This window comes from Streptomyces melanogenes (assembly GCF_014649795.1).
In the GTDB taxonomy this organism is placed as follows: Bacteria; Actinomycetota; Actinomycetes; order Streptomycetales; family Streptomycetaceae; genus Streptomyces; species Streptomyces noboritoensis.
The window spans coordinates 26,237-42,677 of sequence record NZ_BMTS01000032.1; the positions used below are offsets into that span (position 1 = coordinate 26,237).

The following is a 16,441-nucleotide window of genomic DNA, read 5'->3' on the forward strand; positions in this document are numbered from 1 at the left end:
GGCTCGGCGGGGAGGGAGAGCCCCCTCCCCGCCGAGCCCATAACGATGTGTCAACTCTACGCGCGTAGGCGGGAGTTGGCGCGCTAGCGTCACCACGCCCTCTGCCCCCACCCCCTCCTTCTCGTAGGAGAGTGCGCCATCAACGCGTCCAGCCCTCCCGCCGTCGAACTGCGCGGCATCACCAAACGATTCCCCGGCGTCGTCGCCAACAAGGACATCGACATCACCGTCAAGAAGGGCACCGTCCATGCCCTCTGCGGTGAGAACGGTGCCGGCAAGTCGACCCTGATGAAGATCCTCTACGGCATGCAGAAGCCGGACGAGGGAACCATCACCGTCGACGGCGAGCAGGCGGTCTTCCACAGCCCCGCCGACGCCATCGCGCGCGGGATCGGCATGGTGCACCAGCACTTCATGCTCGCCGACAACCTCACCGTCCTGGAGAACGTCGTTCTCGGCGGCGAGAAGCTGTACGGCATCGGCGCCAAGGCCCGTAAGAAGATCAAGGAGATCTCGGACGCGTACGGCCTGGGCGTCCGTCCCGACGCCATGGTCGAGGACCTGGGTGTCGCCGACCGCCAGCGCGTGGAGATCCTCAAGGTCCTCTACCGCGGCGCCCGCACCCTCATCCTCGACGAGCCGACGGCCGTCCTGGTCCCGCAGGAGGTCGAGGCGCTCTTCGACAACCTGCGCGAGCTCAAGGCCGAGGGCCTGACCGTCATCTTCATCTCCCACAAGCTGGGCGAGGTGCTCTCGGTCGCCGACGACATCACCGTCATCCGGCGCGGCACCACGGTCGGCACCGCCGACCCGAAGAACACCACCACCAAGCAGCTCGCCGAGCTGATGGTCGGCAGCGAGCTCCCGTCCCCGGAGACCCGCGAGTCGACCGTCACCGACGTGCCGATGCTCAAGGTGGACGAGCTGCGGCTGGCCGCCACCGACCCCGACGGCGTGGTCCGCGAGGTGCTCTCCGGAGTCTCCTTCACCATCCACAAGGGCGAGGTGCTCGGCATCGCCGGCGTCGAGGGCAACGGCCAGGCCGAGCTCGTCGAGGCCATCATGGGCATGCGCGACCCGGACGGCGGTGTCATCACCCTCGACGCCACCGACATCTCGCACGCGCCCACCCGCAAGCGCCGCGAGGGCGGCATCGGGTACATCCCCGAGGACCGCCACCGCCACGGCCTGCTCCTGGAGGCCCCCCTCTGGGAGAACCGCGTCCTCGGCCACGTCACCGAGCGCCCCAACTCCAAGGGCGGGCTGCTCGACAACAAGGCCGCGCGGGCGGACACCGAGCGCATCGTGCGCGAGTACGACGTGCGCACCCCGGGCATCGAGGTCACCGCGGCCTCGCTCTCCGGTGGCAACCAGCAGAAGCTGATCGTCGGCCGCGAGATGAGCCACAACCCCAAGCTCCTGATCGCCGCGCACCCCACCCGGGGCGTGGACGTGGGCGCACAGGCGCAGATCTGGGACCAGATCCGCACGGCCCGCCGCGAGGGCCTCGCGGTGCTGCTGATCTCCGCCGACCTGGACGAGCTGATCGGCCTGTCCGACACCCTGCGGGTGATGTACCGCGGCCGCCTGGTCGCCGACGCCGACCCCGCCACGATCACCCCTGAGGAGCTGGGCTCCGCCATGACCGGCGCCGCCGCCGGCCATCTGGAGCACCACGACAGCACCGGGGGAGAGGACCGATGAAAAAGTTCACCCAGCGCATCGACAAGGAGAAGCTGCTCCTCGCGATCGCGGCCCCCGTGCTCGCGGTGGTGGCGGCGCTCGTCGTCACCGCCCTGGTCATCCTGGCCACCGGCAAGAACCCGATGCCCGCGTTCAACGACATGCTGTCGTACGGCTCCGCCAGCGACAGCCAGGTCTACATCCTGAACAAGGCGACGACGTATTACCTCGCGGGCATCGCGGTGGCCGTCGGCTTCCGGATGAACCTCTTCAACATCGGTGTGGACGGCCAGTACCGCATCGCGGCCTTCCTCGCCGCCGTCATCGGCGGCGCGGTCTCGCTGCCGGGCATCGTCGCCATCCCGCTGATGATCCTCGCGGCGATGGTGACGGGCGCCCTGTGGGCGGCCATCGCGGGTGTCCTCAAGGTCACCCGGGGCGTCAGCGAGGTCATCTCGACCATCATGCTGAACGCCATCGCGACCGCGATCATCGCCTATCTGCTCCAGCCCGAGCGGCTCGGCCAGCTCGACCAGGCGGGCACGCTCGTCTCCACCAAGCCGCTGCCGCACAGCTCCTGGTTCTTCAGTATCGACAACGGTGACGCCGGCCAGATCTGGGGCTTCGTCGTCATCGCGGTGCTCGTGGGCCTCGCCTACTGGTTCGTGCTCGGCCGCACCCGCTTCGGCTTCGACCTGCGGGCCGTCGGCCAGTCCGAGTCCGCGGCCGCGGCCAGCGGTGCCAACGTCAAGAAGATGATCATCACCAGCATGATCATCTCGGGTGCGGTGGCCGGTCTGGTCGGTCTGCCGACGCTGCTCAACGACAGCCACCAGTTCGACAACAGCTTCCCGCTGGGCCTCGGCTTCACCGGCATCGCCGTCGCGCTGCTCGGCCGCAACCACCCGGTGGGCGTCGCGCTCGCCGCGCTGGTCTGGGGCTACCTGGAGCGCACCACCGGCCACTTCGAAGTGATCGGCTACGACAAGGAGATCCTCGGCGTGATCCAGGGCGTCATCGTCCTGTGCGTCGTGATCGCGTACGAAGTCGTCCGCCGCTACGGCCTCAAGCGCCAGCAGCAGCGCGTCGGCGCCGAGCTCGCGGCCCAGGCCGCCAAGAAGCAGGAGGTGACGGCATGAGCGTCACGACGACCCCCGCCAAGACCCCGCCGCCCCCCGCCGGGCTCAAGGGCAACGCCAAGCGCAAGTTCTCCCTGGCGCAGCTCCTGCTGATCATCGCGGGCGCGCTGATCCTGGTCTCCGCCGTGCGCGTGATCACCGGCGCCGACCAGCTGACCTCCACCGGCCAGATCAGCGCCGCCCTCGGCCTCGCGGTGCCGATCGGCCTGGCGGGCCTCGCCGGCCTGTGGTCGGAGCGGGCCGGCGTGGTCAACATCGGCCTCGAAGGCATGATGATCCTCGGCACGTTCGGCGCCGGCTGGGTCGGCTGGCAGTCCAGCCCCTGGCTCGGCCTGCTCGCCGGCATCGGCTTCGGCGTGCTGGGCGGCCTCGTCCACGCGGTCGCCACCGTCACCTTCGGCGTCGACCACATCGTCTCCGGTGTGGCCGTCAACCTGCTCGCGCTCGGCGCCACGCAGTACATGGCGAAGCTCTTCTTCAACGAGGGCGACGCGGCGGCCAAGGGCGGCAACCCCAAGCAGTCGCCGCCCGCCGACACCCTGCCCGACTTCACGATCCCGGGCCTGTCCTCGGGCCTGGAGTCGATCCAGAAGCACCACTGGTTCCTGATCTCCGACCTCGCCGGGATCCTCGGCGGCCTGGTCACCGACGTCTCCTGGGTCACCGTCATCGCCGTGCTGCTCTTCGTGGGCACCTGGTGGGTGCTGTGGAAGAGCGCGTTCGGCCTGCGGCTGCGCTCCTGCGGCGAGAACCCGATCGCCGCCGAGTCCCTCGGCGTCAACGTGTACACGTACAAGTACGCGGCGGTCGCGATCTCCGGCGGCCTCGCCGGTCTCGGCGGCGCGTTCCTGGCGCTCGTCACCTCGCACATCTACCTGGAGGGCCAGACCGGCGGCCGCGGCTACATCGGTCTCGCCGCGATGATCTTCGGTAACTGGCGGCCGGGCGGACTCGCCATGGGCGCCGGCCTGTTCGGCTTCTCCGACGCGCTCCAGCTGCGCAACGGCGGCACCACCGTCCACGCCCTGCTGCTCCTGCTCGTCGTCCTGCTGGTCGCCCTGGCCGCCTGGAAGGCGTACAAGAAGGCCGTGCTCCAGGCCGTCATCAGCGCGGTCCTGGCCGCCGCGATCCTGGTCTGGTACCTGGTCACCGACGACGTGCCCGGCGACTTCGTCGGCGCCACGCCGTACGTGGTCACGCTGCTCGTGCTCTCGCTCTCCGCGCAGCGCCTGCGGATGCCCAAGGCCGACGGCATGCGCTACCGCAAGGGCCAGGGCAAGTGACGCCGGACGCCCCCGGCACCTCCGTCGACTGGGAAGCCCTGCGCGAGGCGGCCCGGGACGCCATGTCCCGGGCGTACGCCCCGTACTCGGACTACCCGGTCGGCGCGGCGGCGCTCGTCGACGACGGGCGCACGGTCACCGGCTGCAACGTCGAGAACGCCTCGTACGGCCTGGCGCTGTGCGCCGAGTGCGGGCTCGTCTCGGCGCTGCGGCTCGGCGGCGGCGGCCGGCTGACGCACTTCGTGTGCGTCGACGGCCACGGCACGGTGCTGGTGCCCTGCGGCCGCTGCCGCCAGCTGCTGTACGAGCACGGCGGACCGGAGCTGCTGGTGGAGACCCCGGAGGGGATCCTGCCGCTCTCCGCGATGCTGCCGCAGGCCTTCGGGCCCGACCACCTCAGGCAGTCGCTCAAGTAACCACCGCGGCCCCTCCGTTGCCGACCGGCGAAGGAGGGGCCGCACCCGTCACCCCTCTCTATGCGCGTAGAGTCGCGTATACCGTACGGACGAACCGCACTTGCCGGAAGGAATGCCATGGACGTCATCTCCGTCATCCGCACCAAGCGAGACCGGGGCGAGCTGAGCCCGGAGCAGATCGACTGGGTCATCGACGCCTACACCCGCGGCGTGGTCGCCGACGAGCAGATGTCGGCACTCGCCATGGCGATCCTGCTCAACGGCATGAACCGTACGGAGATCGCCCGCTGGACCGCCGCGATGATCGCGTCCGGCGAGCGCATGAACTTCGACGCGCTCTCGCGCCCCACCGCCGACAAGCACTCCACCGGCGGCGTCGGCGACAAGATCACGCTGCCGCTCGCCCCGCTGGTCGCCGCGTGCGGCGCGGCCGTGCCGCAGCTGTCCGGCCGGGGCCTCGGCCACACCGGCGGCACCCTGGACAAGCTGGAGTCCATCCCCGGCTGGCGCGCGCTGCTCTCCAACGAGGAGATGCTGAACGTCCTGGACACCACCGGCGCGGTCATCTGCGCGGCGGGCGACGGCCTGGCCCCGGCCGACAAGAAGCTGTACGCGCTGCGCGACGTGACCGGCACGGTCGAGGCGATCCCCCTGATCGCCTCGTCCATCATGTCGAAGAAGATCGCCGAGGGCACCGGCTCGCTGGTCCTCGACGTCAAGGTCGGCACCGGCGCCTTCATGAAGACCATCGAGGACGCCCGCGAGCTCGCCTCCACCATGGTCGCGCTCGGCACCGACAGCGGCGTCAAGACCGTCGCGCTGCTCACCGACATGTCCACCCCGCTGGGCCTCACCGCGGGCAACGCCCTGGAAGTGCGCGAGTCCGTCGAGGTCCTCGCGGGCGGCGGCCCCCAGGACGTCGTCGACCTCACCCTGGCGCTGGCCCGCGAGATGCTGGACGCGGCCGGGATCAAGGACGCCGACCCTGAGAAGGCGCTCGCCGACGGCTCGGCCATGGACGTCTGGCGCCGGATGATCGCGGCCCAGGGCGGCGACCCGGACGCGACCCTGCCGGTCGCCCGCGAGCAGCACGTCGTCACCGCCCCGCAGTCGGGCGTGCTGACCCGCCTCGACGCGTACGACATCGGCGTCGCCGCCTGGCGCCTGGGCGCCGGCCGGGCGCGCAAGGAGGACCCGGTGCAGGCGGGCGCGGGCGTCGAGCTGCACGCCAAGCCGGGCGACACGGTGACGGCGGGTCAGCCGCTGCTGACCCTGCACACGGACACGCCGGAGAAGTTCGAGTACGCCCTCCAGACGCTGGGCGGCTCGTACGACATCGCTCCGGCGGGCACCTCGTTCACCGCGAACCCGATCGTCCTCGACCGGATCGCCTGACGCCTCCGCGCCACCCCGCAGACCCGCACCCGGCCGATGACTTTCCCGGCCGGGGCGGGTCTGTCTGCGTGTGAAGCCCACCGAACCGGCCCACCTGGTCGTCCCCGCCCCCGTCACCCTCGCCGACGTACCCGCGCTGTGCGAGCGGCTGCGGGAGCTGTACGCGGCGGGGGCGCGGGAGGTGGTGTGCGACCTGCGGGAGGTGGTCAGGGCCGACCTGGCGGCGGTGGAGGCGGTGGCCCGCCTCCGCCTGACCGCGCGCCGGGCGGGCGGCCACCTGTCGATACGGAACGCGGGGCCGGGGTTGGTGGCGCTGCTGCACCTTGCGGGTCTGGTGGAGTAGTCGTTCGTCTGCGGGTGGGTGGCTGGTCGCGCAGTTCCCCGCGCCCCTAAAAGCCTGTGGCTGAGCTGGATTCTCCGGCTGCGGCCTACTGCCTAAGGGGCGCGGGGAACTGCGCGACCAGCCCACCACCGGGCCGCACTGTTCCTACGAAAGCCCGTCCGGCAACCCGAACATCGGGAACCAACGCGCCGTGTCCAAGAACGCGTTGAGCCCGACTATCTTCCCGTCCGCGATCTCCACGACCTGAAGCGCCCACGGCTCATGCCGCCCGCCAGGGCCGGGCCGGTACTGCCCGAACGCGGGCGTGCCGTTGGCCACCGTCGGCACCAGACGTGACCCCCGGCACCCATGACCCGTACCGAGATGCCACGCCACGATGTCCTCGGGGCCCCGCAGCCACAGGTCGTACGGCGGCATCGACAGCGTCGCGTCCTCGTGCAGCAGGGACGTCAGGGCCGACATGTCGTACCCCTCGAACGCCGCCACATAGCGGGCCAGGAGCTTCTGCTGCTCCTCGTCGAGCGGGTCCGCCGCGTCCGAGGCGCGCGGCTCCGACTCCGCCAGCGTCGAACGCGCCCGCTGGAGCGCGCTGTTGACCGACGCCACCGTCGTGCCGAGCAGCTCGGCCACCTCGCTGGCCTTCCACGCGAGCACCTCGCGCAGGATGAGCACCGCCCGCTGCTTGGGCGGCAGATGCTGGAGGGCAGCCACGAAGGCGAGCCGCACGCTCTCGCGCGCGACCGCCGTCTCGGCCGGGTCGTCCACCGCCGTCGGCAGCACCCGCGCGTCCGGCACCGGCTCCAGCCAGGTCACCTCCGGCCGCGAGCGCAGCACGGCCGAGGAGGCCGTCTGCGGGGCCGTGAGGTCCATCGGGCGGGCCCGCTTGCCGCTGGCGGTGAGCATGTCCAGGCAGACGTTGGTCGCGATCCGGTACAGCCAGGACCGCAGGGACGAGCGGCCCTCGAACTTCTCGTAGCTCCGCCAGGCGCGGACCAGCGTGTCCTGCACCGCGTCCTCCGCCTCGAAGGCCGAGCCGAGCATCCGGTAGCAGTACCCCGTCAGCTCGACCCGGTGCTTCTCCAGGCGGGAGTCCAGGTCCGTCGCCGTTGACAGATCACTCATCGCGTCCACCCCAGATCGACCGTGCGCTTTTCCGTGCCCCAGCCCTTCGGAAGCTACCGGAGGCCACTGACAATCGCGCCCCGTGGTGGCGTTTCAGCAGGTCGCGTGGGTCGTGGCGAAGCGCCGTTCGACCCGGGCGGCGTGGCTGCCGTACAGCGTCACCGAGACGACGCCGAGGACCGCGAGCAGGCCGAGCAGGACCGTGGCGGGCCAGCCGCCCGCGTGGAAGGCGATCGCGCCGAGCGTGCCGCCGGCGCTGCTGCCCAGGTAGTACGCGGACTGGTAGAGCGCCGACGCCTGGGCGCGGCCCGTCTTCGCGGTGCGGCTCACCGAGGAGGAGGCCACCGCGTGGCCCGCGAAGAAGCCCGCGGTGATCAGCACCAGGCCCGCCAGGACCGCCGCCAGCGTGTCGAGCAGGCTCAGCACCAGACCGGCGGTCGTGGTCGAGACGGCCAGGTAGAGCGCGCCCCGGCGGCCGAGCCGGGCGACCAGCTGTCCGGCCGCGGCCGAGGAGACCGTACCGACCAGGTAGACCAGGAAGATCGAGCCGACCACGCCCTGCGGGAGGTGGAAGGGCGCGGCGGTGAGCCGGTAGCCGATCACCGTGTAGACGGCGCCGAACACCGTCATGAAGAGCGCGCCGATCGCGTACAGGCGGACGAGCAGCGGGTCCGCGAGGTGGCCGCGCACGGTGGCCGCGAGGGCCCGCGGGTCCAGGGGCGCGGCCTTGAAGTGGCGGGAGCGGGGGAGCAGCAGCCGGAACGCCACCGCGCACCCGGCGGCGAGCAGCCCGACCGCCGCCAGCGCCGCGCGCCAGCCCCACGCCTGGGCCACCCAGCCGGTGAGGATCCGGCCGCTCATGCCGCCGATGGAGTTGCCCGCCACGAACAGGCCGATCGCCGCGACCAGCGCCTTGGGCCGCACCTCCTCCGCGAGATAGGCCATCGCGGAGGCGGGCAGCCCGGCGAGCGCCGCGCCCTGCACCGCCCGCAGCGCCACCAGCCAGCTCACGTTCGGCGCGAACGGGACCAGCAGCCCCACGGCGACCGCCACAACCAGGGAGACCGTCATCATCCGGGACCGGCCGAACCGCTCGGACAGCGCGCTCAGCGGCAGTACGCACAGCGCCAGCGCGCCGGTCGCCGCTGACACGGTCCAGCTCGCCGCGGAGGCCGACACCCCCAAGTCGTCCGAGATCAGCGGGAGAAGGGCCTGGGTGGAGTAGAGGAGGGCGAAGGTCGCGACCCCGGCGGCGAAGAGCGCGAAGCTCATCCGGCGGTAGCCGGGAGCGCCCGGGAAGAGCTGGTCGGGGGACGGCGCGGTGGAGGCACCCACGGTGGTGGGTGCCCCGGTACTGGCAGGAGGCATGTCTCGACCGTAGGCCCGGCAGATTTATGCGTCCAATGCATCGAGCGCGCATAATTGATGCGTGTACGCATAAGCACAGCTCAGGCGGGTGTCTGTCATTGAACAGTAACGAAGAAGACATTGTCACGGTGCTCGCGCCCCGCCTGGCGTACTTCGCCGCGGTCGCCCGCCACGAGCACGTCACGCGCGCGGCGCAGGAGCTCGGGGTGCCCCAGCCGACGCTCTCGCGGGCCATGGTCCGGCTCGAAGAGGACCTCGGCGTCGCCCTGTTCGCCCGCAAGGGCCGTACGGTCTCGCTCACCCCGGCCGGGCGCACCTTCCTCGCCTCGGCCGAGCGCGCCCTGGACGGGGTCGAGCGGGCCGCCGAGTCGGTGCGGGCCGACGCCGACCCGGCCACCGGCAAGGTCGCCTTCGGCTTCCTGCACACCATGGGCTCCGAGACCGTGCCCGCCCTCATCCGGGCCTTCCGGGTCACCCACCCCCGGGTGCGCTTCACGCTGGTGCAGAACTACGGCGAGGCGATGATCGAGCGGCTGCGCGCGGGCGACCTCGACCTCTGCCTCACCTCGCCGGTGCCCGACGCGCCCGACCTCGTGGCCCGGCGTCTGGACGAGCAGCGGCTGCGGCTCGTCGTCCCCGACGACCACCGCCTCGCGGCCCGCAAGCGGGTCCGGCTCGCGGAGGCCGCCGACGAGACGTTCGTGACCCTGGAGCCCGGCTACGGACTGCGGCGCATCACGGACGACCTGTGCGCGCAGGCCGGGTTCACGCCGAGGGTCGCCTTCGAGGGCGAGGAGGCGGAGACCCTGCGCGGCCTGGTGGCGGCGGGCCTGGGCGTGGCCCTGCTGCCGCCGCCCGCGTTCGCCCGCCCGGGCGTCGTGGAGCTGACGGTGACGGCGCCGCGCGCGGCCCGCGAGATCGGCGTGGCTTGGCTGGACGGCCACCCGGACACCCCGCCGGTGGCCGCCTTCAAGGCGTTCCTGCTGTCCCGGCGGGGGCAGTTGCTGCCGGAGTGAGCCGTACGGGATCGACGGCTGCGCTCACACGTGCAGCGACTTCCCGAATCCCGCCGCCAGCGGCATCCGCAGCCCCAGCGGCGGCGGCGCGGCCAGGGCGTCGGCGACCGGACGCGCGTACGGGTGTGTGAAGAGCGACCCCTTCACGAAGTCGGCCGCCAGCGCCAGGACTTCGGCCCGGTGCTGGCGCAGGCTGTGCCCGTCCGAGTGGACCTCGAAGCGGCAGGTGTCGCGGTTGGTCTTCTTGGCGCGCGCGGCGAGCCGGAATGACAACTCCGGGTCGCTGCGGGCGTCGTTGGTGCCGTGGACTATCAGCACCCGCCGCCCCACGAGCTGCTTCACCGGCTCCGGCTCGGCCGCCACGTCCTCCTCCGGCAGCCAAGGCGCCAGCGAGAGCACGCAGTTGACGGCCGAGTGTCCCGCCGCCCGCAGCGCCGCCCGCCCGCCCATCCCGTGCCCGGCGAGGCACACGGGCACGTCCCCGTACCGCCGCACCACCTCTTCGGCGGCCCACTCGGCGTCCGCCGCGAGCCGCGCGTCGCCGCCGTTCCAGCCGCGCCCCCGGTAGCGGACGAGGTGCGCCACGAGTCCGTCGTCCCGCCCCGCCCGGGCGAGCCGGCGGGCCAACGGCAGTGCCGAGGCGTACGAGACGGGCGAAGGGCGGCGCGCCGAGACGGGGTCGCCGTCCGGCAGCACCAGCACCACACCGCCGACCGAGGAGCCGGCGCCGCTCGCACCGACGGGCCGTCCGAGCCGGGCAGCAGGCAGGGAAGTCGCATGCTGTGCCATGACAGAACAGTCTCAGAAGGCGAGGTGTACTCCACCCGTCCGCGCGGTCACTGTTACGTATCGGCAACCGAGCGACTCCCGGCGATCTACGCGCGTAGGGGCTAGCATGCGCAGATGACGAGCCAGACCACCGACGTACCGACCACGGACCAGATCCGCCGCGCCCCGAAGGTGCTGCTCCACGACCACCTCGACGGCGGTCTGCGTCCTGGCACCATCATCGAGATCGCTCAAGAGACCGGGTACACCGGTCTGCCCGAGACCGAGGCCGACAAGCTCGGCATCTGGTTCCGGGAAGCCGCCGACTCCGGTTCCCTGGAGCGGTATCTGGAGACCTTCGCGCACACCTGCGCCGTCATGCAGACCCGCGACGCGCTGTTCCGCGTCGCCGCCGAGTGCGCCGAGGACCTGGCCGAGGACGGGGTCGTCTACGCCGAGGTGCGGTACGCGCCGGAGCAGCACCTGGAGCAGGGGCTGACGCTCCAGCAGGTCGTGGAGGCCGTCAACGACGGCTTCCGGGAGGGCGAGCGGCGGGCCCGCGCCAACGGGCACCGGATCCGCGTCGGCGCGCTCCTGACCGCCATGCGGCACGCCGCCCGCGCCCTGGAGATCGCCGAACTCGCCAACACCTACCGGGACTCGGGCGTCGTCGGCTTCGACATCGCGGGCGCCGAGGCGGGCTTCCCGCCCACCCGCCACCTGGACGCGTTCGAGTACCTCAAGCGCGAGAACAACCACTTCACCATCCACGCGGGCGAGGCCTTCGGCCTGCCGTCGATCTGGCAGGCGCTCCAGTGGTGCGGCGCCGACCGGCTCGGCCACGGGGTGCGGATCATCGACGACATCGAGGTCGCCGAGGACGGCACCGTGAAGCTGGGTCGGCTCGCCTCGTACGTACGGGACAAGCGCATCCCGCTGGAGATGTGCCCGACGTCCAACCTCCAGACCGGCGCCGCCGCTTCGTACGCCGAGCACCCGATCGGGCTGCTGCGCCGGCTCCACTTCCGGGCCACCGTGAACACCGACAACCGCCTGATGAGCGGCACCAGCATGAGCGAGGAATTCGAGCGGCTGACCGAGGCGTTCGGCTACACGCTCGACGACATGCAGTGGTTCACCGTCAATGCGATGAAATCAGCGTTCATTCCTTTCGACGAACGCCTCGCCATGATCAATGACGTCATCAAGCCCGGCTATGCCGAGCTGAAATCCGAATGGCTGTTCAAGCAGACCGCCGCGACCAGCGGGTCTACCCCGCCCATGGGCTGATCGGATAAATCGCTGAACGGCCGGGAGGAGCAATTCCCGGCCGTTTTCCGTGGTTTCACGTGTTTGCGGGGCGAGTGGCGGCGTGACTAGCTTGCAGAGCCGCTCACATCCCCTTCCCTAGGATGAATTCCAGATGAAGCAGTCTGCCGTCAAGTCGCTCGGTGCCGCCGCCGTCGGTGTCGCTTTCGCCGCCGCTGCCGCCGGTACGGCCTCCGCCGCGCCCGCCATCGCGGGCGTGCCCGAGCTCCCCGCCCTCTCGGGCCTGACCAAGACGCTGCCCGTCGAGGGCGTCACCGACAATCTCCCGACGGGTGCCCCGGAGTCGCTGGCCGCCGGTCAGAACGCCCTCGCCCAGGGCACGTCCGCGATCGGGGACCCCAACCCGGTGAAGGGCCTCCTCGGCGGCCTGCCGGTCGGCGGAGCCCTGGGCGGTGGCCTGCCCGGCCTCGGCGGCTGATGGCCGAAACGTACCGCCTGGCGGTGCTTTGAGGCGTTGTGGTGGGGCGCACACCCGGTCGCGGGTGTGCGCCCCACCGCGTCTGTGTCAGGATCGCGGCTCGTACGCTGGTTATTGACAGGTGAGTAGGGTTCCGACGATGCGTGTGCAGGCGACTTGGCGTGCCGTACTGGTGACGGCGTCGGCGCTGTTCCTCACCACCGCGTGCGGCGCTTCGGGCGGCGGGTCCGACGGCAAGGCCTCCGCGCCCGCCCCGAAGGGCTCCTCGGCCACCGCGCGGACCGCGCTCCAGCGGGCCGCCCTCGAACAGGGCGACGTGCCCGGCTATCAGGTCTCCGCCGACACCACCGCCCAGGGCCGGTCCCGCCCGCAGGCCGACCGCAAGCCGTGCCAGCCGCTCGCCGACGTCATGGGCGACCAGCCGAACCCGCAGGCGCGCGAGACGGTCAACCGGGGCCTCGGCTCCCAGCGCAAGCTCGGCCTCGCGGTCGCGGCGTCGCTCAGTACGTACGCGCGCCCCGACGCCGAGAAGCTGATCAGGGACCTGCGCGCGGCGGTCGCCACCTGCACCGGATTCAAGGTCGAACTGGGCGGGACGAGCTCCACGTACGGGCGCGTCCAGGTGCGGCCGTACCGGATCGGCGGTGACGAGTCGGTGAGCTGGTCCGCGTCGTCCACGCAGGTCAACGTGGAGACGCCGGTCCACATCGTGGTGGTGCGCCAGGGCGCCACGATCGTGCGGTTCATGACGATCAACCTCGGCGCGCCGGTCCAGGGCAGGGCCCAGGAGCTGGTCGAGGTGCCGCGGGACGTGGCGGACAAGCAGCTGGAGAAGGTACGCCGGGTGCTGTCGGCCCCCTAGGGGTTCACCAGGCGGTGCTGGGGGTGCTCTGGGCGCCGGAGCCCTTCTCGTTCGGGAAGAGGATCCACAGCGCGATGTAGAGCAGGAACTGAGGGCCCGGCAGCAGGCACGAGAGCACGAAGATCACGCGCATGGTGGTGGCCGAGGTGCCGAAGCGCCGCGCCAGCGCCGCGCACACTCCGCCGATCATCCGTCCGTCGCGGGGGCGGGCAAGGGTGGCCATGAGGTGCTCCTTCGGTTCGGGAGGTGGTCTGTGATGTCTCCATCCTCCCGTCCCGAACCGGGCAAAGCGTCGGACTACGGGGCGATCCCGACCCTGGGAATCGTCGGGGTACGACCCTGAGCCGGAGCCTGTACGGGGACGCGCCGCCGCAGTGCGATGCGCCCGGCGGGGACGACGGCGATGTGCGCGAACGCCGCGCCCGCGGTGTTCAGGAGCAGCGCGTCCACGTCGGCGACCTGCCCCGGTACGGAGGTCTGGAGCAGGGCGATGCCGAGCGAGACGAGTGCGGCGGCGGCGGTCGTCCGCAGGAGCGAGCCCACGGGGGAGACGTCCAGCCGTCCCCCGATGAGCGGCAGCAGTACGCCGAGCGGGGCGAGCAGGAGCAGCCCCTCCCCGATGCGGTGCGCGGCCTCCAGGGAGCCCAGTGCCAGGTCGGCGCGGATTCCGGCGAGCGGGGTGAGGTTGGGTGCGGTCACCCACATGACGTCGCGGGGTCTCAGCGTGAGCCATGCGACCAGCGCCATGTGCGCGAGGAGGATCGCGCAGCCCGCCACGCGGAACCGGATGGCGGCGCGGCCGCCTGCACCATGACGCTGTTGCACGCCCCCCAAGACGCACGGGGCTGCGCGATCGGTTCCGCGTTCCCGGTGGCGGGGCCCCAGACCCCCTTCCCGGCCTGCGGCCGGGCGGCTTGGTTCTTCGTCCGCGGGCCGTCCCCAACTGGTCGCGCAGTTCCCCGCGCCCCTTAAATGCGCCCCTTCGGGGCGCTCCTAGGGGCGCGGGGAACTGCGCGACCAGCCACCCACGGTCCGCAGACGAACGCGAAGCGGGGTGCAGGGGCCGCAGGCCCCGCTCGGGGGTCCGGGGGCGTAGCCCACGGGAGAGCCACCTTCACCCCCACCCACCCCCGGAGGGTTTAGGGAAGGGGCGGGGTGGGGGAGCTGCCCCCGGAGGGGTGGAGCGCCTCGCCCAGCGTGGGCGACGTGTCCGGGCGGGACTTCATCTCCGCCGTGCACGCGTAGCCCCGCGCCGGGTCCTCGCCAGGACCGCCCAGGACCACCTGCTGCGTCCCCGACGACGTCGGCGTGTTCTCGGCGTACGTGCAGACGATCTGCGACAGGGAAAGGGCAGGCAGATCCTCCGGGCGGCGCGAGAGGCGCAGCGCCCCCGCCGGGTCCCCCCGACGCGCCCCCGTCACCGTCAGCGGCCCCCGCACATCCGTCGTGTACCCCGCCGCCTTCTCGTCCCCCGCCGGCGCGACCTCCAGCTCCGCGAGCAGCGCCTCCGCGAACCGGAGCCGGTCGGCCGACGCCCGGCCCTCCGGAATCCGCACCGACCGCTCGGCCGACACCAGCTGCGCCCCGCACACCAGATACACCCGGACCGTCACGCCCTCGAACTGCGGCGTCACCGAGTTCCCCGGCACCTCGCACGGCACCCGCGACGGCGCGGGCCCCGCGTCCACCGGCACCGCGGTGGGCCGGATGCCGCACCCGGTGAGCGCGGCGAGGGACAGCAGCGCGGCGCCCAGCAGCTTCGCCCTCACGCCTCCTCACCCCCACCGCGCGGCAGCCGCAGCACGAACACCGCACCGCCCTCGGGCGAGTTCGCGGCCGTGATGTCACCGCCGTGGATGTGCGCGTTCTCCATCGCGATGGACAGGCCCAGACCGCTGCCCTCCGACCGGGGCCGGGACGCGCTCGCCTTGTAGAACCGGTCGAACACGTGCGGCAGCACCTCCTCCGGGATGCCGGGCCCGTGGTCCCGTACCGAGATCACCAGCTCCTCGCCCTCCACCCGCACCGACACCCGCACCGGGGACCCGCCGTGCTTGAGCGCGTTCCCGATCAGGTTGGCCAGGATCACGTCCAGGCGGCGCGGGTCGAGCCGCGCCATGATGCCGCGTTCGGCGTCCAGGTCCACCGCGTCCAGCCAGGCCCGCGCGTCGATGCACGCGGTGATCTGGTCGGCGATGTCCACGTTGTCCAGGACGAGCCGGGCCGTACCGGCGTCGAAGCGCGTGACCTCCATCAGGTTCTCGACCAGGACGTTCAGCCGCCGCGTCTCGGAGACCACCAGCTGCACGGCCGGCGCGATCATCGGGTCGAGGCTGTCCGCCTCGTCCTCCAGGACCTCGGTGACGGCGGTGAGGGCGGTCAGCGGCGTACGCAGCTCGTGCGACATGTCGGCGACGAACCGGCGGCTCGCCTCCTCCCGTGCGCTCATGTCGCTGACCTTCTTCTCCAGGCTCTCGGCCGTCTTGTTGAACGTCCGCGACAGATCGGCCAGTTCGTCCGTGCCCGAGACCCGCAGCCGGGTGTCGAGCTTGCCCTCGCCGAGCTGGCGGGCCGCGTCGCCCAGCCGCTGCACCGGCCGCAGCACGGTCGTCGCGGCGGCCTGCGCGAGCAGCGCGGAGCCGAGCAGTGCGAGCCCGGTGGCGATGCCCAGCGACCAGGCCAGCGAGTTGAGGTCCTGGCGCTCCTGGTCGAGCGAGGCGAGCATGTAGCCGGTGGCGCCGCCGCCGATGATCCGCGTGCCGCCCACCAGGTAGGGCTTGCCGCGCAGGGTCCGGCGCTGCCAGAACAGGTGGTACGGATAGTCGTTGCTGTCCGTGACCTTCTGCTTCTTGTTCACCGCCTCCTGGAGCGAGTCGGGTACGTCGTCGAGCGTGAAGCGGTCCACGTCGGACGCCCCCACGATCGGCTTGCCCGGGTCGCGCTGGTCCACCAGGAGCACCTGGTAGCCGGAGCTGACGTGGTAGCCGGAGCGGCTGCTGGCCGCCATCTGCTGGGCGGTGGTCTGCAGGTCGCGGGCGGTGGGCTGGAGCGGCAGCGAGGCCGCCCGGTTCTGCATCTCCTGCCGGAAGTCGCCGAGCGCCGCGTCCTGCGTACGCACCAGCACGGCCTCGCGGTTGAGCCAGTACGCGATCCCCGACGCGGACACCGCGGCGGTCAGCGCGACGAGCGCGAACACGACGACCAGACGCAGGCGCAGACTGGTCCAGCGGAGGCCGGCGAGTATCGCCTTCTTCACGTTCCGAATCGCTGCTTTCTTGGGTTCGTCCGCTGGGGCGGGG

Annotated in this window: 17 protein-coding genes; 10 read left to right on the plus strand and 7 right to left on the minus strand. The window is 71.9% G+C overall.

What is annotated here, in order from left to right:
* Positions 1-168 precede the first annotated feature (168 nt).
* The 6 genes from IE252_RS37970 (at position 169) to IE252_RS37990 (ending at position 6,259) form a co-directional block, all read left to right on the plus strand.
* Positions 169-1,704 (plus strand): ABC transporter ATP-binding protein, encoded by a 1,536-nt coding sequence (locus tag IE252_RS37970; RefSeq protein WP_373298679.1) that lies wholly within the window; start codon positions 169-171, stop codon positions 1,702-1,704.
* Positions 1,701-2,822: an ABC transporter permease gene (locus tag IE252_RS37975; RefSeq protein ID WP_190094054.1), complete on the plus strand. Its 1,122-nt coding sequence runs from the start codon at positions 1,701-1,703 to the stop codon at positions 2,820-2,822. Before IE252_RS37970 ends, IE252_RS37975 begins: the two co-directional genes overlap by 4 nt.
* Complete coding sequence (locus tag IE252_RS43635) at positions 2,819-4,105, plus strand: ABC transporter permease (protein WP_229849060.1); 1,287 nt, start codon at positions 2,819-2,821, stop codon at positions 4,103-4,105. The genes IE252_RS37975 and IE252_RS43635 overlap by 4 nt, the downstream gene beginning before the upstream one ends.
* Positions 4,102-4,521, plus strand: coding sequence for a cytidine deaminase (locus IE252_RS43640; RefSeq protein WP_268248459.1), 420 nt, complete (start codon positions 4,102-4,104; stop codon positions 4,519-4,521). The genes IE252_RS43635 and IE252_RS43640 overlap by 4 nt, the downstream gene beginning before the upstream one ends.
* A 117-nt stretch (positions 4,522-4,638) precedes the next feature.
* The gene (locus tag IE252_RS37985) at positions 4,639-5,916 is read left to right on the plus strand and encodes a thymidine phosphorylase (RefSeq protein WP_190094055.1); all 1,278 of its coding nucleotides are present in this window, start codon (positions 4,639-4,641) and stop codon (positions 5,914-5,916) included.
* Between the two features lie 70 nt (positions 5,917-5,986).
* Positions 5,987-6,259 carry an STAS domain-containing protein gene (locus IE252_RS37990; protein ID WP_190094056.1) on the plus strand — a complete coding sequence of 91 codons (273 nt, stop codon included), beginning with the start codon at positions 5,987-5,989 and terminating at the stop codon, positions 6,257-6,259.
* A gap of 144 nt (positions 6,260-6,403) precedes the next feature.
* Here the strand turns inward: IE252_RS37990 and IE252_RS37995 are convergent, their stop codons facing one another.
* Together IE252_RS37995 and IE252_RS38000 are read right to left on the minus strand one after the other, a co-directional pair.
* Positions 6,404-7,381, minus strand: coding sequence for a sigma-70 family RNA polymerase sigma factor (locus IE252_RS37995; RefSeq protein WP_190094057.1), 978 nt, complete (start codon positions 7,379-7,381; stop codon positions 6,404-6,406).
* Between the two features lie 93 nt (positions 7,382-7,474).
* Positions 7,475-8,749, minus strand: coding sequence for an MFS transporter (locus IE252_RS38000; protein ID WP_190094058.1), 1,275 nt, complete (start codon positions 8,747-8,749; stop codon positions 7,475-7,477).
* A 35-nt stretch (positions 8,750-8,784) separates the two neighbouring features.
* On the opposite strand from IE252_RS38000, the gene IE252_RS38005 reads away from it, so the two are divergent.
* The gene (locus IE252_RS38005; RefSeq protein WP_190094059.1) at positions 8,785-9,765 is read left to right on the plus strand and encodes a LysR family transcriptional regulator; all 981 of its coding nucleotides are present in this window, start codon (positions 8,785-8,787) and stop codon (positions 9,763-9,765) included.
* A gap of 24 nt (positions 9,766-9,789) precedes the next feature.
* On the opposite strand, the gene IE252_RS38010 is transcribed toward IE252_RS38005, so the two are convergent.
* Complete coding sequence (locus IE252_RS38010; RefSeq protein ID WP_190094060.1) at positions 9,790-10,554, minus strand: alpha/beta hydrolase; 765 nt, start codon at positions 10,552-10,554, stop codon at positions 9,790-9,792.
* A gap of 114 nt (positions 10,555-10,668) precedes the next feature.
* On the opposite strand from IE252_RS38010, the gene IE252_RS38015 reads away from it, so the two are divergent.
* The 3 genes from IE252_RS38015 (at position 10,669) to IE252_RS38025 (ending at position 13,142) form a co-directional block, all read left to right on the plus strand.
* Entirely contained in the window at positions 10,669-11,823 is a 1,155-nt protein-coding gene (locus IE252_RS38015) for an adenosine deaminase (protein WP_190094061.1), read from the plus strand.
* 133 nt (positions 11,824-11,956) lie between these two features.
* Complete coding sequence (locus IE252_RS38020) at positions 11,957-12,280, plus strand: ATP-binding protein (RefSeq protein WP_190094062.1); 324 nt, start codon at positions 11,957-11,959, stop codon at positions 12,278-12,280.
* A gap of 139 nt (positions 12,281-12,419) precedes the next feature.
* On the plus strand, positions 12,420-13,142 hold the full coding sequence (locus IE252_RS38025) for a hypothetical protein (RefSeq protein WP_190094063.1): 723 nt from the start codon (positions 12,420-12,422) through the stop codon (positions 13,140-13,142).
* A gap of 4 nt (positions 13,143-13,146) precedes the next feature.
* Here IE252_RS38025 and IE252_RS38030 read toward each other — a convergent pair whose 3' ends face one another.
* From IE252_RS38030 to IE252_RS38045, 4 genes are all read right to left on the minus strand, one after another.
* The gene (locus IE252_RS38030) at positions 13,147-13,365 is read right to left on the minus strand and encodes a PspC domain-containing protein (RefSeq protein WP_190094064.1); all 219 of its coding nucleotides are present in this window, start codon (positions 13,363-13,365) and stop codon (positions 13,147-13,149) included.
* 74 nt (positions 13,366-13,439) lie between these two features.
* The gene (locus tag IE252_RS38035; protein ID WP_229849061.1) at positions 13,440-13,967 is read right to left on the minus strand and encodes a VanZ family protein; all 528 of its coding nucleotides are present in this window, start codon (positions 13,965-13,967) and stop codon (positions 13,440-13,442) included.
* 314 nt (positions 13,968-14,281) lie between these two features.
* A complete protein-coding gene (locus tag IE252_RS38040) occupies positions 14,282-14,911 on the minus strand; it encodes a hypothetical protein (RefSeq protein WP_190094065.1) in 630 nt (209 codons plus the stop codon).
* Entirely contained in the window at positions 14,908-16,398 is a 1,491-nt protein-coding gene (locus IE252_RS38045) for an ATP-binding protein (protein ID WP_190094066.1), read from the minus strand. The genes IE252_RS38040 and IE252_RS38045 overlap by 4 nt, the downstream gene beginning before the upstream one ends.
* Positions 16,399-16,441 lie beyond the last annotated feature (43 nt).